Source organism: Mesorhizobium sp. WSM4836, assembly GCF_055811815.1.
This window is the reverse complement of sequence record NZ_JBVVQF010000031.1, coordinates 22,823-45,348: the sequence shown is the minus strand read 5'-3', so window position 1 is coordinate 45,348 and position 22,526 is coordinate 22,823. Positions and strand designations below refer to the sequence as shown.

16 protein-coding genes and 2 pseudogenes are annotated in these 22,526 nt (G+C 59.6%); 9 read left to right on the top strand and 9 right to left on the bottom strand.

Features of this window, described 5'->3' with window-relative positions:
* The first annotated feature begins 50 nt into the window (after nt 1–50).
* A complete protein-coding gene (locus AC0L2P_RS28235) occupies nt 51–1,013 on the top strand; it encodes a hypothetical protein (RefSeq protein WP_473506023.1) in 963 nt (320 codons plus the stop codon).
* Nucleotides 1,014–1,851: 838 nt separating this feature from the next.
* Here AC0L2P_RS28235 and AC0L2P_RS28230 read toward each other — a convergent pair.
* Nucleotides 1,852–2,709: a hypothetical protein gene (locus AC0L2P_RS28230; RefSeq protein ID WP_473506021.1), complete on the bottom strand. Its 858-nt coding sequence runs from the start codon at nt 2,707–2,709 to the stop codon at nt 1,852–1,854.
* A 512-nt stretch (nt 2,710–3,221) separates the two neighbouring features.
* Between AC0L2P_RS28230 and AC0L2P_RS28225 the strand changes: the two genes are divergently transcribed.
* From AC0L2P_RS28225 to AC0L2P_RS28215, 3 genes are all read left to right on the top strand, one after another.
* Nucleotides 3,222–4,697: an NAD-dependent succinate-semialdehyde dehydrogenase gene (locus AC0L2P_RS28225; protein WP_473506019.1), complete on the top strand. Its 1,476-nt coding sequence runs from the start codon at nt 3,222–3,224 to the stop codon at nt 4,695–4,697.
* Between the two features lie 1,262 nt (nt 4,698–5,959).
* Nucleotides 5,960–6,733, top strand: coding sequence for an HAD-IIA family hydrolase (locus tag AC0L2P_RS28220; protein ID WP_473506017.1), 774 nt, complete (start codon nt 5,960–5,962; stop codon nt 6,731–6,733).
* A gap of 70 nt (nt 6,734–6,803) precedes the next feature.
* Nucleotides 6,804–7,247, top strand: a complete 444-nt coding sequence (locus tag AC0L2P_RS28215) for an aminotransferase class V-fold PLP-dependent enzyme (protein ID WP_473506054.1) — start codon at nt 6,804–6,806, stop codon at nt 7,245–7,247.
* 633 nt (nt 7,248–7,880) lie between these two features.
* On the opposite strand, the gene AC0L2P_RS28210 is transcribed toward AC0L2P_RS28215, so the two are convergent.
* Together AC0L2P_RS28210 and AC0L2P_RS28205 are read right to left on the bottom strand one after the other, a co-directional pair.
* Nucleotides 7,881–8,396, bottom strand: coding sequence for a DUF2285 domain-containing protein (locus AC0L2P_RS28210; protein ID WP_473506015.1), 516 nt, complete (start codon nt 8,394–8,396; stop codon nt 7,881–7,883).
* 115 nt (nt 8,397–8,511) lie between these two features.
* Nucleotides 8,512–8,673, bottom strand: a pseudogene (locus AC0L2P_RS28205) (transcriptional regulator domain-containing protein); the annotation flags it as partial.
* Nucleotides 8,674–10,043: 1,370 nt separating this feature from the next.
* Here AC0L2P_RS28205 and AC0L2P_RS28200 point away from each other — a divergent pair.
* From AC0L2P_RS28200 to AC0L2P_RS28185, 4 genes and pseudogenes are all read left to right on the top strand, one after another.
* Nucleotides 10,044–12,134, top strand: a complete 2,091-nt coding sequence (locus tag AC0L2P_RS28200) for a prolyl oligopeptidase family serine peptidase (RefSeq protein ID WP_473506013.1) — start codon at nt 10,044–10,046, stop codon at nt 12,132–12,134.
* A 173-nt stretch (nt 12,135–12,307) separates the two neighbouring features.
* Nucleotides 12,308–13,026: pseudogene (locus tag AC0L2P_RS28195) on the top strand (OmpW/AlkL family protein).
* Between the two features lie 394 nt (nt 13,027–13,420).
* Complete coding sequence (locus AC0L2P_RS28190; protein ID WP_473506011.1) at nt 13,421–13,678, top strand: hypothetical protein; 258 nt, start codon at nt 13,421–13,423, stop codon at nt 13,676–13,678.
* Nucleotides 13,638–15,977 (top strand): S9 family peptidase, encoded by a 2,340-nt coding sequence (locus AC0L2P_RS28185; RefSeq protein ID WP_473506009.1) that lies wholly within the window; start codon nt 13,638–13,640, stop codon nt 15,975–15,977. Before AC0L2P_RS28190 ends, AC0L2P_RS28185 begins: the two co-directional genes overlap by 41 nt.
* Before the next feature lie 559 nt (nt 15,978–16,536).
* Here AC0L2P_RS28185 and AC0L2P_RS28180 read toward each other — a convergent pair.
* Nucleotides 16,537–16,770 (bottom strand): helix-turn-helix domain-containing protein, encoded by a 234-nt coding sequence (locus AC0L2P_RS28180; protein WP_473506008.1) that lies wholly within the window; start codon nt 16,768–16,770, stop codon nt 16,537–16,539.
* A 115-nt stretch (nt 16,771–16,885) separates the two neighbouring features.
* On the opposite strand from AC0L2P_RS28180, the gene AC0L2P_RS28175 reads away from it, so the two are divergent.
* Complete coding sequence (locus tag AC0L2P_RS28175; RefSeq protein ID WP_473506006.1) at nt 16,886–17,167, top strand: DNA -binding domain-containing protein; 282 nt, start codon at nt 16,886–16,888, stop codon at nt 17,165–17,167.
* A gap of 314 nt (nt 17,168–17,481) precedes the next feature.
* On the opposite strand, the gene AC0L2P_RS28170 is transcribed toward AC0L2P_RS28175, so the two are convergent.
* The 5 genes from AC0L2P_RS28170 to AC0L2P_RS28150 form a co-directional block, all read right to left on the bottom strand.
* Nucleotides 17,482–18,210, bottom strand: a complete 729-nt coding sequence (locus AC0L2P_RS28170; RefSeq protein WP_473506004.1) for a LuxR family transcriptional regulator — start codon at nt 18,208–18,210, stop codon at nt 17,482–17,484.
* Nucleotides 18,211–18,479: 269 nt separating this feature from the next.
* Nucleotides 18,480–19,004 carry a Mov34/MPN/PAD-1 family protein gene (locus tag AC0L2P_RS28165; RefSeq protein ID WP_473506002.1) on the bottom strand — a complete coding sequence of 175 codons (525 nt, stop codon included), beginning with the start codon at nt 19,002–19,004 and terminating at the stop codon, nt 18,480–18,482.
* Nucleotides 18,992–20,770: a ThiF family adenylyltransferase gene (locus tag AC0L2P_RS28160; RefSeq protein ID WP_473506000.1), complete on the bottom strand. Its 1,779-nt coding sequence runs from the start codon at nt 20,768–20,770 to the stop codon at nt 18,992–18,994. The genes AC0L2P_RS28165 and AC0L2P_RS28160 overlap by 13 nt, the downstream gene beginning before the upstream one ends.
* 214 nt (nt 20,771–20,984) lie before the next feature.
* Nucleotides 20,985–21,839 carry a formyltetrahydrofolate deformylase gene (gene purU, locus AC0L2P_RS28155; protein ID WP_473505998.1) on the bottom strand — a complete coding sequence of 285 codons (855 nt, stop codon included), beginning with the start codon at nt 21,837–21,839 and terminating at the stop codon, nt 20,985–20,987.
* A 48-nt stretch (nt 21,840–21,887) separates the two neighbouring features.
* On the bottom strand, nt 21,888–22,520 hold the full coding sequence (locus AC0L2P_RS28150) for an adenine nucleotide alpha hydrolase family protein (protein WP_473505996.1): 633 nt from the start codon (nt 22,518–22,520) through the stop codon (nt 21,888–21,890).
* Nucleotides 22,521–22,526: the final 6 nt, after the last annotated feature.

The following is a 22,526-nucleotide window of genomic DNA, read 5'->3' as shown; positions in this document are numbered from 1 at the left end:
TGCAGACGCCAGGGGCTGGATATGGCGCGTGGTCCATCCTGGATGCGCTGTTGACGCCAACCGGCGCGGGTACGCCCTTCATCTTCCGGGAACCACTTGGACAAGCCCGCGAGGTGAAGGTCGCGCTATCTGGCTTGTTCGGCCGCTTCGTTGCCCGCGCCTATCTGGAACGCCACTTCAACCTTTCGATCTTCGCGCATCTCGGCAGCCGCATCATCGACCTCGATCGCCGCCGGCAGGTCAAAGTCACGCGCTTGTCCCGCGGCGATCTGCCCGACTGGATCGCCTGCGCGTCCGACCTGTCCTCCTTGACCGTGGCCGAAGCGAAGGGTTGCCATGATAATGGCGGCCCGGCCAAAGCATTGAACCGCGCCTGGGCTCAGGCCGGACGGATAGATATTACCGCCGGAGGCCGCAAGGTCACAGTGAAGCGCATTGCCATCGCGACCCGCTGGGGGATGGCGGCGCCAAATCCGACGGACGCCCACCTCTCAGTCCGCGATCCGATCGATGAAGGCGAACCGATCAAGCCGGAGGAGAAAGACGCGCTCTTCATCGGGCTTCTCCGCCTCCATATCGCCAATCTCATCAAGTCGCTCGGGCACGCTGAGCTAGCCAGTGCGCTTCGCGGCCTCACCCACGTGCCCTTCGCGCGAAGACTCCAAGGGAATCTCCAACGCGCCCGAGCGCTGCTGGATGCCACGTTGGTGAGAGAGGTGGAAAAGGCCACCGCCATGGGCGGACTGATCGGAGGGATCGTCACCCGTGCCGGACCTGTCGCTGACACCGACGTTGCGCCCGCCGATCAGGAGGCGCTCGCTCGCCTCAATCTCCGGCCGGTCTTCGTCGGCATCGAGCGCGATCTCATCCGTGCCGCTATCGACGCGGAGCTGCAAACCGTTCGCATCCGCCTGACGAAGATAGTGGGTCCGGATGATTTTGCTCGGCCGGATCGCGCCGGCGGCTGGATCATCCCGGTCGGTGAGGAGCGACGCATCAGAGGAGGCACCTGATCCGGTGACCGCCGAACACAAGCATCATGGGGAAACGGCCGGCGACAGGAGACACGGCACGATTACGGGGCAGAAAGATGGGAACGCAGGAGACCGATCTCTCGAATGAGGCAGCGGCGCTGGATTACATCCAGCGGCGCCCGGCCCTCATCGAGGAGGTGACGATCGACCCAGGTCAGGGCGGCGGCGAAGAAGCTGCTTTCGGCCGAGCCCGCCATTATGGGCGTTGGCCCGCGGCTTGCCGGTGTCCCGTGACGAAGAACAGTCCCGCGCTCTAGAATAGTTGCTGAACGACTCCTGCTGCGTAGAGGTGTACAGAGTACAATTGGGCCCGACGCTGGCGTCGACATCGTCAACAATAGCTGGGGGGATCGGCCTCTCGTTGGCCGTCATCTACCGCGAGGCCCGTTCGCAATTCCGGGACCGAGGCGATACGCGTGATCCTGGCGGCGCCATCAAGGCGACGCGCAGCGGCATCATCCTTGAGTCCTCGGCTGGCAACGACAGCTGGATGGCAATAGCAGGGCTTGCTAGCTTCTATGCACGATCCGTCGGATCGGCCCCGTGCGACGCAAAGACCTTTAGCAGTCGCGAAAGCGCCTCGCAAAATGATTCGCTCCCGCGGCAGAACGATGTGATGTGGCCAGAAGCAGCGCCTCGGTCAAGGCAATGCGGACGTACTCTCAGAGAACGATCTGCACCAATTAAGTGAGGTCCTCCGCCAAGCTCAAACCTTCGCGTCCAGAGGGTCCGGGCAATGGCTAGTCAGGCGTCGGCCACCGAAGCAGCAATCATTGCCGTCGACTCGGTGAACGTCGGATTTCGCCGGGCGGATCTGTTAGGTCCGCTTCAGCGGTGCCTGATAGTGTCGGATGTCGTGTTGTCTTAGGAGTGCCGCGATCTCGCCTGGGAGCTTCAACTCAGTGACCAGAATAGCCTCAATCGGCATGTTGGTGCGAACGTCCATGGCCGCCTTAACAGCTCGATATTTGATGCATTGGTAGGCTCCCCGTCGCAGATCGACCAGATTCGAGATACGCGACTTAACCTCCAAGACGACCGTCCTCTCGGGCAGATGGTACACGGCATCGATTCGGTCGCCTGAATCCAAACAGAACTCTGTGTCAGCGCGAGCCCGAGCGAAGGCGTTTCTGATCATGTGCGGGTTGGCTGTGACCCAGAGGCGAAGGGACTTGTGATGCGCACTCTCTCCGCCAGCACCGTACTTCCCCTTGCCTGAACCGAAGTCATCTTCATTCCCATCCTGGCGCTTCTCACGCTCGAATTCGATTTTGTTGATCGAAAGATCACTTCCGAAGACCCGCCGGTAGAGATGCGCCCATTGCTCTGGCTCGTATGAGTAAACTTCGGCGGCAGCGCGCTCGAAATAGGACTGCCAATTGGTTGGATGCCGTTGCTTGTAGCTTTCGGACCTCAGGCGAGGATTGCCAAATCGACTTGCCATAAAGGCGCCAGCGCCCTTGCTCGGTTGCCTGTCCGCTTGATTGACGACGAGGACGTTCAGGAGAGGTGCATCAGGCTCAACCTGCTGGATCTTATTCATCATCTCGCCGGCAACAAGTCCGATCCTTGTTGCGAAAATGGTTGACAAACTCACTTCACGCTCTCGCCGTTGCTTCACCTCACCATACGTCATAGTCGAACCGTCCAACGCCGTCGCGATTAGCCATTTCATGGTTGGCGCAAGGGCATGCTGGATTAGGTTGTGGTTCGTGGCAGCGTACTGCGCAGACATCTTAGTCAACTTTACCCCCGCTCAGAATTGTGGCTTTCTAGACCGCGAATGTTTGTCCCGCGGTCTCTCTCTCCTGATGGAGCTTGCCTCATTTCAGCGCGTATAGCTACGCCGCCGTAATCCGAAGAAGTCGGTGTTTCCCAACTACGTCCTGCCCTGGAAGATGGCCGCAAGTTCACACTCACGAAGAGACTACCGGCGCAAGTGGAACGTCCCCAAGGGCGGTGATCGCTGAGGAGTACCCGCGGTTGGGAGGCCGATGTCTATTGTTCAGTTTGCACATGGTGAGAACCGCAAGCCATCGACCAGAAGAGTTCAATTCTCCCTTTCAAGCTGAGTGAAATGGTCTACCAGCCGTCTGGTCGAGGCCCTATAAGGAACCCGCAGGTGCGGAGTACGCACCGACGCCCTGTCGACATACATATCGGCCGCGTATGAGAAGGAATCCGGTATTGCCCCTGTGCCTGCCGCTGATCCGCCACCTGAAATCCTCGGACCTGTTTGGCGCCATCGATCGCCTGCCGGGGCTCGGCACGCCGGTTGGTGAGCGGACATTCGAGGTCCTCAACCCATCGAGCGGCGAAGTGCTGGCAGTAGTTCCCGATATGGGTGCGGCGGAGACACGCGCTGCGATCGATAAGGCCTACGTAGCGCAGCCTGGATGGGCGGCGCTGACCGCCCGAGAACGCAGTGACGTTCTGTGGCGATGGCATCAGCTGATCATTGACCACGCCAGTGATCTTGCCGCCATACTCACTGCCGAGATGGGCAAGCCGTTTGCCGAAGCCAAGTCGGAGGTTTCGCATGCGGCCGCGTATCTGCAATGGTACGCCGAAGAAGCCAATCGCATCTATGGCGAGACGATCCCCGCACCCTCGACAGACCGTCGAATGCTGGTGATCAAGCAGCCGATCGGTGTCGTCGGCACGATTACGCCATGGAATTTCCCAGCGTCGATGGTGGCGCGGAAGATCTCGCCGGCCTTGGCGGCGGGCTGCGCGATCGTGCTGAAACCTGCTGAACAGACGCCGCTCGTGGCAGGTGCAATGTTTGCCCTCGCGCATCAAGCCGGCTTTCCCGACGGCGTCGTCAACCTAGTCTATGCGTCCGAAGGTGGTGGCGTTGGACGCGAACTCTGCTCCAACCCCAAGGTCCGAAAGATCAGCTTCACAGGCTCGACCGAGGTTGGCCGACTGCTCATGCGGCAGTGCTCGGACCAGATCAAGAAGGTCAGCCTCGAGCTCGGCGGCAATGCCCCTTTCATTGTCTTTGATGACGCCGATATCGACGCTGCGGTTGACGGCGCGATCCAGGCGAAATTCCGCAACGCCGGCCAGACTTGCGTTTCAGCGAACCGCCTTTACGTCCAATCGAGCGTTCACGATGAGTTCGTCGAGAAGTTCGTGGAGAAAGTCCGGTACTTGTCGGTTGGCGACGGCTTCGCCCCCGGAGTGGACGTCGGACCGCTCATCGACTTGCATGCTTTGGCCAAGATCGAGTTCCACATCGCAGACGCCGTTTCCAAGGGTGGGACAATTCGATGCGGGGCCGAACGTATCGGCAAGGCTGGCACCTTCTTCAAACCCACAGTCCTCACTGAAATCTCGAGCATCATGGCGGTTGCGCAAGAGGAGACTTTCGGGCCGCTGGCGCCGATCATTCGCTTCCACGAGGCGGATCAGGTTGTGCGTGAGGCCAACGACACGATCTACGGCCTCGCCGCCTATTTCTATGCCTCGAACCTGAAGCGTGTCTGGCGCGTGGCCGAGGCATTGGAATATGGCATGGTTGGCATCAACACGGGGCGTATGTCTTCGGAAGCGGCGCCCTTTGGCGGGATGAAGCAGTCCGGCATCGGGCGGGAGGGTTCCCGCCACGGGCTCGAAGACTACCTCGAAATGAAATATCTCTGCATAGGCGGAATCTGATCTCTATGTGGATGGACGCCTCAGGCGCAGAATGAACCAAAGGGATGATTGAGCGCTTTGGCGAACCTTCTTGCGGCTGATTCTGGTCGTCTATCGCGACCCCGGCCTGCGCCCCTTAAGGTGCATCTAAGCGTCCAGCTACGTTGAACCGCCTCTACGGCGACCAGCCAAGCGCCGGTACCGGACGGTACGTTGCTCATCCTGTCCAAGCTCGGCAAGCATCTCATCTGTGCGGGGCGACAGCATCGAGAAGTGCTCGGAGATCCACGCCGCCGACAGCTCACCCCCTTACATGGATATCTATGATAGGTTCGGCCGCGATCGCTCGTTTGGGCCTGATAAATTGTGCACTCGTAAACGACGTATAGCTTCTTCGGAACGGGCAGGTCCCGATCGCCGTTCGGCGCCCCAACGCCTCATTTAGCAATTTTGTCCGATCACTTTCAGGTAGGTTGAGTGGCATTTTCCAACCCACTTTTTCGGCTCGCTGTCGTGAAATTCAAACACGGGATGAGCGCCCTTTCCGACGTGATTGAATCGATGCGTAGCGCCGCCCTGTTGCCTTTCCCTTCTTTGCAACGCCGGCCGCTGCCATTTTTTTATCTTCGCTCCTCAATACCCAACCGCCGCCCCAAAACGAAGTGTCTTCGGGCTCTGCCTTCCTGTTGCCGCGGCCCAAGCTCGGCGACTAGCAGCTTTGAACAGGTCAGGCTCTTTCGCGAAGGGACATCGCAGGGGCCTGACCCTGACTTGTTGGAAACGCGAAAACAAATGAACGGGTAAACCACTCGGTCGGCGTCAAGAGTCGGTACTGAATTCCACCTTGGGCGCGGGAGCGACTCCCGAAATCGTTCGATGCTGTCCGATTATTGGGAAGTTCGCCAAGGCACCGGCGTGTTTGCGTCCGCGCCGCGAGACAATGCTGGGGTTCCATCACTGTGATGCCGCCAATTACGAGGGTTCTGCAGAGAAAACGTCTCGCCAAGCTAGTGGTTCACGCGAACCAGAACGCGATCACCCATCAGATACGGTGACACAGCGAATGTCGTCAACCCGACGGTGCAGGGCGTCGCACGGCGAGCGGATGACGCCACCGACACTTTTTACGCCGCAACGTCCTTATTGCCGCACAAGCAATTGAGCGCCCTTCGCGCATCGCTCTGAATCAGTACAGTCGCCGGCATTCTCGCCTGGAGAAGATACAGCGACACAAGACCTGCCCTGGACGTGCATCCACGAAAGACATTGAGGGTTGATATCCAATGATTATAGCGCATCTGCTCGACATGGACGGGGTTTTGGTCCGCGGCGGCCAACCGATTGCTGGCTCTGTGGACTATGTCGCCGGGCTAATCGCCAAGGGTGAGCCGTTTCAGATCTTCACCAATAACTCGCGCTTCACGCCCGAAGATCATGCCGAGCGTCTAAGAGCGGTTGGCTTCGCGGTGCAGCCAGAGCACATCTACACATCGGCGCTCGCCACTGCGCGGCTCATGGAACTGCAAAAGCACGGATCATCTGCCTATGTCATCGGCGACCACGGTCTGGTCGAGGCCCTGCGGCAGGCAGGCTGCCGGATAACGGAGTTTGCCCCCGAGTTCGTGGTCCTCGGGGACACCACTTCGTACCACTACGAGCAGATCGCAATTGGCGCCGAGCTTGTGGCGAAGGGCGCGCGCTTTCTGGCCACCAATCCGGATGCGACTGGCCCGACCGAGCGGGGCTCCCATCCGGCATGCGGTGCAGTCGCGGCACTGATCGAGAAGGCCACCGGCCGTCAGCCCTATTTCGTCGGGAAGCCGAACCCGTTCATGATGCGCAACGCGCTCGACCGGCTCGGAGTGCGAGCTGTCGATACCATCATGGTCGGTGACCGCATGGACACCGACGTGCTCGCCGGGCTGGAATCGGGCCTCAAGACAGCCCTTGTGCTTACTGGGGTGACCAAACTGGCTGACATAGAGCGGTTTCCATTCAGACCGGACAACGTGGTCGAGTGCCTTGCCGACCTGGGCCAGATCATAGCGAACCAATAAGCCGAACGCATCCCTCCACGAAGACCAGACGCTCCCTTTACGTTCCTTATGGCGGCCGTCAAACGGGGCAATTGTCAGGAGGAACGCTGGCCGATTCCAAGGCCCGAAAGGCGTGGGCGCGCTGCACCTTAGGGAGGGGTTGCGCCTCGAACCGCTTTTTTATGGTGAACAGGAGGACGGGCGACAGGGCGGGACGCTGAACAGCGCAGCAGCCGCCGGACTGGCCGTTGCCGCGGAACAGGCGGCTCGGCGGCTGCGTGTAGCGAGTGGCATCGAAGCCCGTCGAAACAACTTTAGACGGGGCTTGGCAATCCGCCTGCCGCAAGTACGCTTTAATGGGATTCAAGCACCGCGCCTTCCAAATACGTGCTCTTTGATCATCACGTGGTGTGAGGCCGATGCGATTGTCGAGCGCCTGGCGATGCGCGGAATCTGTCTGTCCACCGGTTCCCGCCTGCCGCGCTGGCTTCACCGCTCCGTCGCATGTGCTAACGACGATGGGGATCAGCTATGAAGATGCCAGGCTAAGCTGCGAGCGAACCTTTCCACATTGTCCAAAGCGGATCTCGAGTTGGGAATGGCCGAAATAGTCGCTGCCGTGAATACGGAGCCACAACGACCGCGCTCGAAGTCTGACAATTCTTTAGCCCTTGCGCTTCGTTCACGTAATCATGGCAGACGCAGCGGCAAGTTCCGCCTCCTCGACTACCTTTCGGCACCAGTCCGCATAGCCGGATGCGAAACATTGCGCCTCTAATTGAAGTTCTAAACGCGAGTGCGTCTGAACACGCATGCCCGGCAGGAGACTGAGCTCGCTGCCGGGCCGGGTACGCCTTGGGAGGTGGCGTAATTCAGCGACTCTCGTGGGGGTGGAACCACTCAGTCCGCGGGTTTTGCTGAATAGCGAGCATATACCATGCCAAGTTAAAAAGCGTTTAAAAACACCCGAGAGTCAGGTTCCTGTACGTTGCGTACTCGACATTGTCCGCTATCGGACAATGCGAACGTGCCTCTTGGCATCGATCGATGCCTCAACCAGAGCGCCCCGCGAAGGCCGTTGGCTGCCATGTCGACCAGGCCAATCGGTGGTGAACGGGTTTTAGCTCCGAACTATTTGCCGGCTGACGCACAGGGCGGACTGTCACTTTTAAAGAAGGAAATCTCTGTACCCCCCATTCATGAGGGCGCGGCCACGAGAGACCGCGCGGCGAATGCGGTCGCGCAGATGATCGCGAGGATCCCTCCAGTCGGCATGGACGCGCCGTTGACCAACCAGCGCTTCGGCGAGCTCGCGATGTGACGCTCCGGCAAGCGAACCGTCGAGCGCACGAAGAACGAGGGTCAAACGGGGACCGCGTTTTTCCGGCGGAAACAAGCGGGCAGGCAGGTGTTGACCCAGAGTTAGAGCGTTGAGGCACTCGAGCGCCCTGAGACGGGGCTTCGAAAGCATCGCTGGCCAGATCGCCTCGGTGCGGAGGCAAACAGGGCGCAAGATATCCGCGCCACAGACTGCGAGCTGGAGCGTATGTTCCGCATTGCGAAGAAGAACATGCTGGCCCTTGTCGGGCGCCAGCAGGACCGTCGCACGACATGGCAATTCCGAGAGCTCGAACGGCAATGTCGCCGAGGATGCGGACAGCTGTTCTGCAATGACCGGCAGCACATGGACGCACCAGAGGGGAGACCAGAATACGAGCGAATTTCGACAATAAGACTCGGCGAAACAGGACACCCCAGCATGACAGGTCACCGGCCGACGCGACCACGTCGCGATAGGGGCGGTAGGCCAAAATATTGGTCTGCTGGCTTGCAGCGGTCACCTCACGCTGGAATGCTGGGTTGCGGCGTAAGAACTCCCAGGCCCACTCGCGCGGCGTCAAACCAGTGGTGTAATCGTATGATCTTTCATCGCGCCAATCAGCCTCGTCCGCGCCAGTCACGAGAACTGTAGGCACGACCGTGCCCCCTCGCCCGCCCCTATCGATGTTGAAGCATCATGCCACTTGGCAAAGCGCCGGCGCCGAAGGCACCAGACCTCGATGGAGGCATTTCGTCGAAGCGTGTACCATCGGCACTGTCGAGGGCAGAAGACGCGCGCAAACAGCGAGCAGACGGTCCAACCCGCGCGTCGACAGCCATGTCGGCCGGAGCACGCCAAGGGAGTCGGTTTGATTGCGGTGATCGGCTCCTGCGTGGCGTTCCAGACGTTCCTTGAAGGCGCAGTGGCGTGGCGGTGGATTGCACGCTCATTGTGGGCAAGTTGTCGTAGCGCCGGCGCTAGAAACTCAGTCATGACAGGTCTCCTAAGGGGAAATTTCCGCCATTGGAGGCCAAGTTTCAGGGTATGGCAGCCTGTATAGGTGTACAGGTTGAGCCGACTGTTCAGTGGGCGCGCCAAACGATCCGGCAAGGCGCGCAATTGCTTTTGGGGTGGTGCTCACGCCCGGGTTTTGCGAGCGGCATGGAGATGGAGTGCGGCCGGGGGCCACTTGCGCCTGCTGCAGCCGTTTTCCAGGCAGACTTGTCCCAGGCTGCCTTTGGTGCGGGCGTACAACTCGCAGCGCCAGCCAAAGACCGCCGATCATTGGCCGTCTCGCCGAGATAGGATGCCGAGCCGGAGCTTCCCTGTTCCTGACCCTCTACCTTGCATATTGAACGACGCTCGCCAGCAGCTGACTGTAGCTCGCGACCACTCCCATGTGTTCGTTCGAACGCAGCTTGCTGGCGCGAACGGCAGACTTAAAAATGCAATCAAGCGGACGGTTCAGGCCAAGCTTGCTGGCAGGGTTGGATAACCATCAGCTCGGCCAAGCGGCGCTCCATCCCTTCCTCGGATCTCCGATTCTTTGCCGCTGGTGGCCTCTAGAGAGCAACAGAGGCAGCCGGCTGGTCGCTCACGGCGGCCATCGCCTCATGATGTCTGCCATTGAATCCCTGTGCGAGAAGCCTTCCGGAGCGAAGATGTCAGGGGCCAACCAAGTTCATTGTGAGCTTCCCTGCTTGAGCTCTCCGCGGCGTCACCGAACTCCCCGCAGGAGGTCGATCGGGTGATTGCGCGGTGCGCTCGTTGTCGGATTCTCGACAATGTCGGACATGTGACACAACGCTCCAGAGAGATCGCATTGTTCCGTAACGATTTTCCCAGTTGGCACGACGGTTGCAGTCCTATGCGCAAAAGAACTGCGACGCCGCCGACTGAGAAGAACCCACTGATGATCACAGTTTTCCCACATGCGGGCGCCCCCGCAAGCACTCAGCGTACCCGAGCAGATGGAAGCCATTGCGCTTTCATTCGTCCGGTTGTCCGGACATGAGCGAATTCGATTTCCGGCCAACGCTGAATGCGCCTGACGATGACCCCCATCTTTGGCTTGAGGATGTAGAAGGCGAACGGGCACTTGCGTGGACGGCCGGCCAGTCGGCAAAGGCCCTGAAGCACTTCGGTGGAACGCAGTTCGAGCGCGACGGTGCGGCGCTTACAGTGATTTTCGATCGCCCCGACCGGATTCCCCTGGTCACGCGCCGCGGTCAATACCTCTACAATTTCTGGCAAGATGCTGACAATCCGCGAGGACTGTGGCGCCGGACCACTCTTGCCCTCTACATGAAGGCGGATCCCCAATGGGAGCTACTGCTCGATCTGGATGCCCTCGCGGCTAGCGACGGAGAGGACTGGATCTGGAGTGGTGCTTCGATCGAGCCGGAGAGACGGGAAAGAGCCGTTCTGCGCCTGTCGCGCGGCGGCAGCGATGCGGTCGTGCATCGCGAATTCGACCTGAGCTCTCTCAGCTTTGTCGCCGACGGTTTCAATCTCCCCGAGGCCAAGGGCGGGATAAGTTGGCTCGACCCTGACACGCTTCTGCTTTCCAGTGCGCTTGGTCGGGGCATGGCCACCCGCTCAGGTTACGCCCGCACCGTGCGACTGTGGAAGCGTGGCGCGGATCCCCTCACCGCGCCGGTGATCTTCGAGACCGGTTCCGAAACCCTCGGCGTGTCTGGCCATCTGGACCGTACCGCCGAGAGCGAGTGCCTGTGGTTCGTTGAGCAGCTGGCCGGGTTAGAGCAGATAGTCCGCATTGGCGATCGAAGCGGGCCGAAAATTGAGATCGACCTTCCCAAGGACGCCAGGTGGGATACCTTCGGCGATTGGCTGGCGGTAAAGCCCCGCAAAGCATGGACGGTTGGCGGGACGACCTATTGCGCCGACGCGCTGATCGGCATCTCGCTTTCCTCTTTCATCGCTGGCGAGCGTCGTTTTAGTACCCTGTTTGAACCGGCCGAGAGGCGCTCCCTGCAGTCATACTTCTGGAATGACGGGAAGCTCATTATCGCCTACCTGGCGAACCTCGTTCCGAGATTCGCGGTGTTCACCCCGGGCCCGCAGGAATGGACGCGCCGAGACCTGGACGCCGTGCCGGCGCAAGGGGCTGTTCACCTCTGGTCACTCGACGCGGAAGATCACGAGACCAATGGAGAGGTCCTGGTTTGCGCGCAGGATCCGATCACGCCGCTGCAGCTTTTCCTATTCGATCTCAATGCCGCGCCGCCTCTCAGCGCTTCAGTAATCCTGAAGCGCAGTCCAGAGAATTTCGACGCATCCGGACTGGTGGTAACGCGCCACGAGGCAGTCTCGATCGATGGTGAGATGATCCCTTATACGCAGGTCGGACCGGCGGAGGGGAACGGAGATGCCCCGGTTCACCTTTCCGGCTACGGCGGGTTCGGCATATCGCTCCTGCCCTCCTACAACTCCTGGCTCGGCAAGCTGTGGCTCGAGCGCGGGGGCACGTGTGTGGAGGCGAACATCCGTGGGGGCGGCGAGTTCGGCACCCGCTGGCACGATGCCGGGCGGAGGGAGGGCAAGCGTCTCGCCCATGACGATTTCGCCGCCGTTGCCGCCGACCTCGTGCGAAGGGGCATCACGCTGCCGAGGCGGATTGCCGCCGAGGGCGGCTCAAATGGCGGCCTGCTGATCGCCAACATGCTTACCCGCTATCCTGAGCATTTCGGCGCGCTGTTCTGCACGGTTCCGCTTGTCGACATGCGCCGCTACACCAAGCTCTTGGCGGGCGCGAGCTGGATCGACGAATATGGCGATCCCGACAAGACTGACGATTGGGCTTTCCTGAAGGAAATCTCCGCCTATCACACTGCCACGCCGGGACAGCCCTATCCGCCTATCCTGCTCGCCACCATGAGACGTGACGACCGCGTCCACCCAGGCCATGCGCGTAAGATGGCGGCAAAACTGCAGGCTCTTGGCTATCCCGCTTACTTCTACGAGCCCAGCGCGGGTGGGCACGGCTACGGCAAGGACAATCGGGAGCGCGCTGCATTCACTAGTCTTGGCATCAATTTCCTTCGCAGCGCGATCGGCTGGCACGCCGATATCGTTCATTGACGCCCGAGAGCCCGACAAAACTACAAGTGAGTGAGTACAGGTCCATGGCTGCAACAAAGGTGAAAATAATGCGGGCACTGCTTGCGCAAAATGCGCCAGCGCTCTGTCGATCTCAACCAATAGAGCCGGACACTCAGTTCAGTCTACTTTTCTGAAGAGCAAGGAGAAATACCATGGCAACAAAGCGAATGAACTTGGCGCGGGGAGTAGCAGCAGCCGTCGTCCTGATGCTGCTGGCACAGCAGTCTGTAGCGGCGGACAATCCACCAATCCCGTGGTGCGTCGCTCCGCCTCCGCCTCCCCCTCCCCCTTACCCGTGCCACGTCTACAACACCAACCTAAGCGCCAAGCTCTTGCAGATCCGCCTGCGCTCATCGGGGAAATATTCGGGCTACGTTAACGCGGTGCCCGGCTCGGTCTTTCGTATTCCAACAGCGTGACGCCGGAACTCGATATTTCGTATTTCTTCACGGACAACGTCGCAGCCGAGCTTATCCTCGGCACCACTTATGCCAACATCACAGGCCAGGGCTCGATCGGCGGGCTGGGCAAGGTCGGCAAGGTCTGGCTGCTGCCGCCCACGCTCACATTGCAGTATCATTTTACCGATTTCGGCGCCTTCAAGCCCTATATCGGCGCCGGCGTGAACTATACGATCTGCTATCATCAGCAAGCCGGCAGCGCCGATGATCTCAAGGTCAAGAACACTTTCGGCGCCGCCCTGCAGGTCGGATTCGACTTCATGGTGGACCAGCGCTGGGGCGTCAACTTCGACGTGAAGAAGCTTTTCCTGAAGCCAGACTTCGATGTCACTGTCGCCGGCGCTAAGCTCACAGGCAAGGCGACGCTCGATCCCTGGTTGATAGGCGCAGGTGTCACTTACCGCTTCTGACAACGGCAGGCGAAGGCGGCTTAGGCACAGCCGAGTCGATTGAAGGGCGCCTCGTGCGCCCTTTTTCCGTCGGCCCGACGGTCCACTCTTGTCAACCCGACATACACCCAAGGTCAATGTGACTTGCGGTTGTTCGAGCTGTCGATATGCGACGTTAATGTCGGTCGTCCGACACAGCCGGTCCGATCGATCGCCTTGATTTAAAGGCATTTTCCTTTGGCGCACATATTGCATCCTTCATCCGGACAGGGATCAACGGACTGACGCCGGCCATGCAGAGAATGTCCCTAGCCACGCTTTGTGCCGGGCCCAATTCCGGCCGTTTCTGGCGCAGGAACAGCAAGGGAGTGTGGTTGCAAGCGTCATCTTTCGTTGAAGATTCCATCATGTGGACATGGAAAATACCCTGCTGGCTCGGATGCCAACTCTTCAGTCTGGTTCACCCGGCCAGTTTCTGGATATCGGCGTAGGGCGCACGGGTCATGTTGACTGCCGTCTCGGCCGCACCCCCGTGCTGACTCCTTCGAGCAACGCTCAACGCTGCTGCACACCGGCGATGAAAAGCCAGATCCAACAACATGTCTTCCGAAAACCGAAAGAGGTGAACAGATATGGTCAAGATCAGCGCTTTGGCGCCCGCGTTATTAATTGAAGGGGCATCGGGATCGGCAACCGCTCGGGCGCTGGCCAACGGTTCAAACGGTACACATCCACCGCTAGCGCTGAGCGACTTGGAGCGGGCATTGACGATCAACCATCGCTATCGCGGACTCACCGTGAATGTCCCCGAGCGGCCGTTCTGGCTGACTGGAGGCAACGCGTTCGCATACCGCCGGACTACCCATGGCGAGCGGCAGTTCATGCTGGTCGATGTCGCCACGGGCGTGAAGCGGCCGCCCTTCGATCAGGCCCGTCTGGCGGCGGCACTAAACGGGGCGAGCCATAAGCGGTATCAGGCCGACGATCTTCCCTTTGAGCGTTTCGAACTGACCGAGGATGGTCGCAGGCTCGACTTCCTGATTGAGCAGGTCCGGTGGAGCTGCGACGTTGCAAGCTATGCCTGCACCAGCACAAAATTGGATGTGGACGCGCCGAAGTTTCAGCTCCGCCACCACGACACGCCACCGGCTGAGAATAAACCCGACCAGAGGAGTGTCTCGCCGGACGGCAAATGGATCGTCTATATAAAGAACTACAATGTTTTCCTGCGCTGCAAGGACGGATTGCAGGATGTTGCGCTGAGCCGGGATGGATCCGAGGGCAATTACTATGTCTTTTCGACACTGAGCTGGTCGCCGGACTCGCGCCACCTTGCGACTTACCGTGTTCGCCCCGGCTTCAACCGGAAGGTCCACTACCTCGATTCGTCGACGGACCAGTTGCAGCGCGAATATTCGACAGTGGTCTATTCCAAGCCGGGCGATGTCCTTCCGCTGCCCCAGCCGGTCCTGTTCGACATTGCCGGCCGCCGCCAGGTCGTGATCGACAACGCCCTGTTCTCCAACCCCTTCGAACTTTCCGCTCTCCAATGGTGGGCGGACGGTCGCGGGTTTACTTTCGAATATAATCAGCGCGGGCATCAGCTCTATCGGCTGGTCGAGATAGACGCCGCCACGGCCCGTGCGCGCTCGCTGATCGACGAGACCAGCACGACATTTGTTGATTACCGGCCTCTAGTGATGGATCAGCACGGTACCGGGAAAATCTTTCGTTACGACGTCGATGACGGGAAGGAGATCATCTGGGCATCCGAGCGCGACGGGCACGAGCACCTGTATCTGTTCGACGGCCGGACCGGCGCGCTCAAGAACCAGATCACCAGCGGTGAGTGGGTCGTGCGGGGGGTCAACCATGTCGATCCGGTCAAGCGCCAGATCTGGTTCGAGGCGAGCGGGATGCATCCGGGGGAGGACCCTTATTTCGTCCATGCGTACCGCATCGGCTTCAACGGCGAGGGGCTGACTGAGCTAACGCCCGAGCCGGCCAACCACCATGTCAAGTTCTCTCCCGACGGCCGCTACTATGTCGATCTGTGGTCACGCATCGATCTGCCGCCCCGCATGACGCTCCACCGCGCCAGCGACGATGTCAAACTCATGCAGGTGGAGACCGCCGACATATCCGAGCTCGTGGCCGCCGGCTGGCAGCCGCCACTCAGCTTCCACGCCAAGGGGCGCGACGGCAAGACTGATATCTGGGGCGTGATCCACCTGCCCGCCAATTTCGATCCGAAGAAGAAGTACCCGGTGGTGGAGAATATCTATGCCGGGCCCCACGGCTCCTTCGTCCCAAAATCCTTCTCAAGCCGGACAGAGCCGCTCACGCAGCTGGGCTTCCTCGTTGTGCAGATCGATGGCATGGGTACCAACAACCGCTCACGCGCCTTTCATGACGTTGCCTGGAAAAATCTGAAGGACGCAGGCTTTCCCGATCGCATTCGATGGCACAAGGCGGCCGCCGCGAGGTATCCGTGGTACGATATCTCCAACGTCGGCATTTTCGGCGGGTCCGCAGGCGGCCAGAGCGCGGTGAGCGCGCTGCTCTTTCATCCCGAATTCTATAAGGTCGCGGTCGCCAACAGCGGCTGCTACGACAACCGGATAGACAAGATCCGGTGGAACGAACAGTGGATGGGGTGGCCAGTCGGCATTGAATATTCCCAATCCTCCGCCATCGACAATGCTTACAGGCTGCGGGGCAAGCTGATGATCGTCGTCGGCGAAATGGACCACAATGTCGACCCGTCCTCCTCGCTCCAGCTTGCCGACCGACTCATCAAGGCGGGAAAAGATTTCGACATGTTCTATGTGCCTGGTGCCGATCACAACGCGCCAGGCATCTACACTGAGCGCAAACTCCTGGACTTCTTCGTTCGCAACATTCTCGATCAGACCCCACCCGACTGGAACGCTGAACGAACCGAGCTGCAAAAAAGCAAATCGTCACGATGATGGCTTCGGCAGCTTCTGCCTATGGCAATCCTCGCGCCCATTTGTTAGCTGTGATCGAGGCGGCAAGCGAGCGGAGAACCGCTCGGACGAGGGCCTGCGCCGATTCCTGCGCAACGGGCCTAAGCAAGACGGAAACAGGAACGATTCGACGCTCGACGGCGCAAGGCGGGGGTTGAGGACATGGCGCCCGGCCTCTGCCTTCGATGACGGTACGCTTCTGTCCTGCATGCTTCGTTTTGCCTCCGCTCGCCAATCGCGGCTTTCCCGGAAGCGGGACGGAAGCGGGGGTGGGCGGCGAGTTGCGACCGGAAGGGCCGCCGTCCAGGCGGACCGCATCCGAAGGACCGAAACGAAGAGAAGGACCCGAAGCGAGAGCGAGGGGTTGCGGGACGTCGCGGCGGGCCTAGAAGGGAGTGCCGCCTGCCCTGCTCCGCCGGGAAAGGCGAGCTGCCCGAGTCTGACGACCCGCGCCAGGGCGGGAGCCGAATGGCTGAGGGGCCTGAGCTTTGCCCAGAAAAGCGGGCTCATTCGCCGGCTGCGCGGCGAGGCGCGACGCTAGCTATGACCGCAGGCTCAATAGAATCTCGCAAGGATCAGCCTCAAGCACCGCAGTCACGTCGAGAAACTCAATGATATCGAGACGCCGCTCTCCACCCTCATACTTGGCCACGAAGGATTGCGGCCGGCCAAGCTTCTCGGCCACCTGCGCCTGAGTCATGCCTTTGGCCTTGCGCAGCGATATCAACTGGGCCAGAAACCGCTGGTGGCGGGCAGATCGAAGTGATTTGGGCATGTAGGCGAACCGGTCAGGTAAAGACCGGCTCAGCCACTAATCCCGGTTCCGGATTATCCCATTTTGGGATATGCTGTCTTGAATCCAGCTATCAACTGCGAGGTTCGCGGCAGAGATGAATCGATCGACGGGAACAGATGGGACTGAAAGCTCGACATTGCTCGATGAGGTCCCCTGGTCAGACAGCATCACGGGCTACGACAGGCAGCATTCCACCATTTACCTGCGCATCCTCGACGCCTGCGCCGACAATGCCAGCGTAGAGGAAATGGCCGAACTCATTCTCGGCATCGACCCCGTCGTTGAACCGGTGCGCGCCCGCAAGGCTGTTCGCAGCCATATCGACCGGGCGAACTGGATGGTGACGACCGGCTACAAGGAACTGTTCGGCGGCTGACGCACGGCTGGAACTGTCACGTTTCCAGGCGAGGAACTCACGACGGTCCCCATTCCTGAGGGCAGGGCTCGAGAAACGGGCGCCGAATGCGGTTGCGGAGGCAATCGCCAGGTTCCGTCCAGTCGGCGTAGACGCGCCTTCCCGATCAGCACTACAACGATCTCGCGATATGAAGGTCCGGCGAGCGATCCTCGAGCCCCGCAGAACTTCGTTCAATCGGGCCCGCTTTTCCGGCGGAAACAAGCGGGCAGGCAATTCGCAGTACACAAAAGACGCCCCACAGGCTACGCTTCAACGCCGCCGCGCACGTGAAGCTAACCTGTCAGTGAACCGAAAAAAAAGGAACGGGCCAGGCGCCCAATTGCCTGTTTGGTGGTCGTCACCCCAAGCTTCCGGCGAGCGTTGCCCAGATGAAAGGCGGCCGTTCGCTGCGTGATCCCCAGGATGCAGCCGATCTCCCAATCAGACTTGCCTTGTTCTGCCCACTGCAGGCACTCGTATTCGCGCGGCGTCAGCAAGACACCATCGATCATTCGATCGGCGGACAGTTTGCAGCGAACGAACATATGAAAACAGGTCGCGATATACCGGAGACCTTCTTCGTGGCGTTCTGCGGCGCGGAAAACTGCATTGTCGGGCTTGTCTGCGGCAAAGGTTATCGCAGCAAAATTTCCTCTGCGGTCGATAATCGGGAACGTAATGCCGCAGCAGATGCCAAACTGCGCCGCTTCTTCGAAAACCTGAACCGCTGCCGCCGCCTCGCCGCTCAGATCGGATCCCCAACGAAACGGGCATCCGCCACCGCGTGCGCGCACAATAACGGGGTCAACACTCTGATACCGGTTCTCAAGATAACGTGCTGTCCAGGGCGCCGGATAATTCGAGATCAGCGTGGGTTTGCCATCAGACCGCGGTGGCAAGGAGAGATAGGCAAAAGTGAGCAGATCGAGTCCAGAGGCGGTATCGGCCAGGGCACCGCGGAGATCAGCCTCATCGACGCTTTCTGAAAGCCGTTCCAAAAATCTCTCGAAGACAGCCTGCATGTATCTGGCCCCTGCTTAAACTCACCCCCGTTCCACAGCTGCGAAGCGCTGGGCGTGCCGCACACGGACTGGAGATTGTTTTGCAATGGACTGATGTCGTTGCCCGTGCCGGTAGCTGCTCAAATTTCTCAAATCAGGCAATCGGGCGATCGCGCCCGATGTGATTGTGATCCCGCCAATCTGGCCACGACGACACTGCCGCAGATCGTAGTGCCTGAGATTCATTTTACCCCTCATTCTGCTGTCCGGATTAAAACAGTAGAATCTGATCAATGCGTCGCTATTCCTCGACTCGAACCGCGCTTCGCGTAGATTAAAACGGTTGCCTCTTTCTCGTCTAATACTTCAAAGAGAAATAACCTGGTCCGCGGTTGGCAGAGCCATGTATGCAACAACCATTCGTTTGGTTTGCCGCACATGAGTACCATGATGGGCTTCTGATTGCGCGCTGCCGGTGTCCTGATGATCGTCTTCAGGCATGCTCGATCCGTCCAGCTCAGGCGGTTCGAAACGGCATCCGGGTGGGTGTGCCAGTCCCCGAGATATGTGTCCAACCTCCCGGAACGTTCGTAGTGCTTTGCGATTTCCGCCTGCTGCCAGCTTTGATCAGGGACAAAGCTGCTTCGTTCGTGAGATGCGTGCGGCCCGGCCGGAATCATTGCTGTTACGACGGCAGCGTTGTTTTCGGCCCAGTATCCCATGAAGGTCCCACCCGTTTCCCGATCATACCAGAGGTCGGCGTCGGTTTGCATGTCCTGCACGATCGCTTGAGGCAGCCAGACTACCGGTTGCATCCGCATTCCTTCATCGGAGGCAAGCGATCGACCCGCCAAGACGGCGGCACCCGCCTGATGCCGTCATGTAAGGTGACAGTGTGAACCAAGGACTCCTTGAAGTCGTCTGGTTGGGAAAGAATGTCCACGGCCAGCCGGACAGCCTCCAAAGATAATTCATGGAGGTCGAATGATGCCCCAGTGAAGGTCAGCTCCGCGCATCCAGCCGGCTGATTCAGGCCGGAGGTTTCTCCTGATCCAGGAGCTTTCTCGATCAAACCTTTCGCATAGGCGAATTCGCGGCAGGTTGGACAGCCGGATTTCGGGTGGTAGGCCGCAACAACACCTCCCTTCAATGACAGCGTTCCGAAAAGAGAGAGCATCGGTTTGCCTGCGGACTTGCAGTGATCGGCCAACAAACGTGAGATTCCGGACGAGGCCGTTGCGTCGATGACGATATCGGCCTTCGCGAAGATCGTCGGCAGAACTGAACGGTCTCCTCCGTTTCCGTCGGCCGCCGTGGCTACCCCCACGGTGTGATGGATCGCCTCGACTTCGACCCCCGGGTATTCGGATCCCACATGCTGCTTCACGGCTGCGGTCTTTCGCATCCCCCAGGCCGTCGCACCAAGTGGCCATCGGATGGAGTTTCCTGGTTCGACCATGTCATGGTCGATGACAGTAAGATGAGAACAGCCGTTACGGGCAAGCTCGATCGCAACTGGAGCCCCGATAGCTCCCATTCCGAAGATGGCAATTACCTTGTCCTTCAAGATGCCCACCGACGGAACTCTGGCACCGATGTCTGAGGCGCCTGCGCGGAGCGTGGGCACGATGATCATCGAGGGGCTGGTACCTCTCTGCCCCTGCTTCACAGGCCGGAACGACTTTGCTGGTCCGTAAAACAGTGGAAATAACCAAGTGTCGCCCTCCGTACCGTGGCTGAGTTCCGTCGATTGGACGGTGGCAGACATCGAAATGGCCGGCGAGCCAGTAGTAACCGGACGCCTTCCGAACGTAATCTGGTCCTGCACCCTTTGATCGCGCCAGCCCTCGCGCGATGGCGGCGCGAAACGACTTACGCGCCTCCATGGAAATATGCCGGTGACCTTCTTCAATTCAAGCCCGCGGGGAAGAGGATAGGTCCGAGCAGCTAGGACGGATCCGTCCTTCGCCTTGATTTCCTCGACCGCACCTTGGAATCGAATTTTGTTGTCCATCTTCTGCAGGAAGTAAGAGACCCGCAGTGTCCCATCTGTTTGACCTGCTAGGTTCCAGGCAGTGTCGATCAACATATAGCTTCCGTCGACATAGCCATCGAATGCCGGGGCGATGCCGTTCCACCAGACTTCCATCGGCTCGCCCTGTGGATCCTCCACACCCGTGCCATTTAGAGCGTTGGCGAGTTGTTTCTCCAGAAGTGTCGCCAACGTCCACTTTATGGACCAGAGTCCCGTGTCACGCCCCAAGAGGCAAAGGTTACCGTCAGTTGGTGAGCAATGCTTATGCGGAAACGTTTCCGGGTTGCCTCGAAGGGCGACATACGGGCGGACGAAAGGATAGCTGTCGGGGAACACAGCGCGGAGCTCGCAGCCTTCCCCGGATGGCAATGGCCATTCGAACTCGACGCTGAGCACACCTTTTTTTAATTGCTCTTCGTCGATTCGCAGCGAGTCTCCGGCGAAGAAAGCGAGGTCGCGGAGTTCGAAATCAAATCTCCCTATGCAGGTATGCTCCCAGTGGGGGAGCATACCTGCTTTCAGATCGCCGTAGCCTATCCAGTTCATCCTACATCCCTACAGGGCGATCCGGCGGCTGGGGTGGGTCCTTGGGGCCAGGCGGAACTCCGGGCGGGCGACCCGGAACGCCATCTGGTGGGCCTGGGACCCAGTCGGGCGGGCCAGGCGGGTTGTGGCCTGGATTGCCGGGAATTGGGGGGCGTGCCATGTTGATTCTCCATTTTGCTTGGTGGAAGATTCAGTCAGATCGCGGCGTTCTCAGTTAAGCTGAGAATACGATCGTTTTGTTCCCGTTGAGCATAATCCGCCTCTCCAGATGCAGCTTGACGGCCCGTGCGAGGACCCGGCTTTCGATATCGCGGCCAGTCGCGAGGAAATCTTCCGCGCTCATTGCGTGCGTTACGCGCTCAGTCTCCTGATCTATGATTGGACCTTCATCGAGGTCGGGCGTCACGTAGTGGGCTGTCGCGCCGATAAGTTTCACTCCGCGCTCGTACGCCTGATGATAGGGCTTTGCGCCCTTAAAGGAGGGTAGGAAGGAATGATGGATGTTGATCATCTTGCCGAACAGGCAAGTTGACACGTCGTCAGACAGGACTTGCATGTACCGGGCCAAGATCACGAGGTCCGCGCCAGTTTCGCTTACGAGACACAGGAGCTTTTGTTCCTGCTCGGCCTTGTTTTTCGTGTGTACCGGCCAGTAGTGATAGGCGAATCCCTCCCGCTCCGCGATCCCACGGCTGTCTTCGTGGTTAGAGACGATCGCCACCACATCTGCGTTCAGCCATCCGACCTTGATTTGGTAAAGCAGATGAAGCATCGCGTGGTCGAATTTCGACACCATTACGACGATCTTCGGCCTTCGGCGCGCATCTATAATGTCAACAGATAAACCGAAGCGGTCAATTGCCGGTTTGAGCGCATGTTCGATTGACACGGTCGAAAGCGACTCGTGTCCTTCAACGGCCAGACGCATGAAGAAGCGATTGCCGGTACGGTCCCAGAACTGGCTGCTCTCAGCAAGGTTGGCACCGAGCGCAGCCAGTCCGGTTGCGACGGCCGCGACGATGCCAGGACGGTCTTCGCAGGTTAGAGTAAGAATCTGGACTTGGGACATTGTACTTTCCGGTCAAATCAAGCTGGAGAGCTCGGGCAAAAAGGTGGCCTACGAGGCCGTAGGCAGCGAACTCGGAGATTGGACCTCCTGGCAAGGTTCAGCTTCGGAGAGCTTCTTTTGGATGAAAATGGAAAGCCTCGGGTGGGCTGCCGCCGAGATATTCTCGACGGCAGCCGCATTGCCTTGGGAGGCGCTTGGATGCGAAGCGGTACGCACGGTGATCAGCTTGTTGGCGTCGGTCGACCGCGCCGGGATCGCGTTACCGGCATAGCTCGGCCCTTTGAAGGTGTCCGGCAAGATGACTTCGATGATCTCGCAAGTCTGCGCGACATCGATCCGTGCGCGCGGCACCATATTCTTCCCAGACGAGGTCGTACCAGACGAGGTCGCTGGCGCGATGGACGAGGTCGCTGACGCGATCATAGTGTCATACGAATTAGCGAAGGAGCCAACGAGTGCCGTCTGCGCTTCGGCGAGGCCCTCAATGGGTTCGTCGGATTCGGCGAGCAGCATCTTGCTCACGCCCTTTAGCTTGGCGGCAGCATTGACAAGGCCCTCGGCGCTCTTGCAAGCGGCCAGCGCATGCAGGTCCGAACCGATCTGCAGCGCCGCTGAAAACGCCTCGGCGGTCTGGTGGGAAAGCGTCGCGTTGTTGTGTTCTGCAATCAGAAGAATAGCCATGTTCTT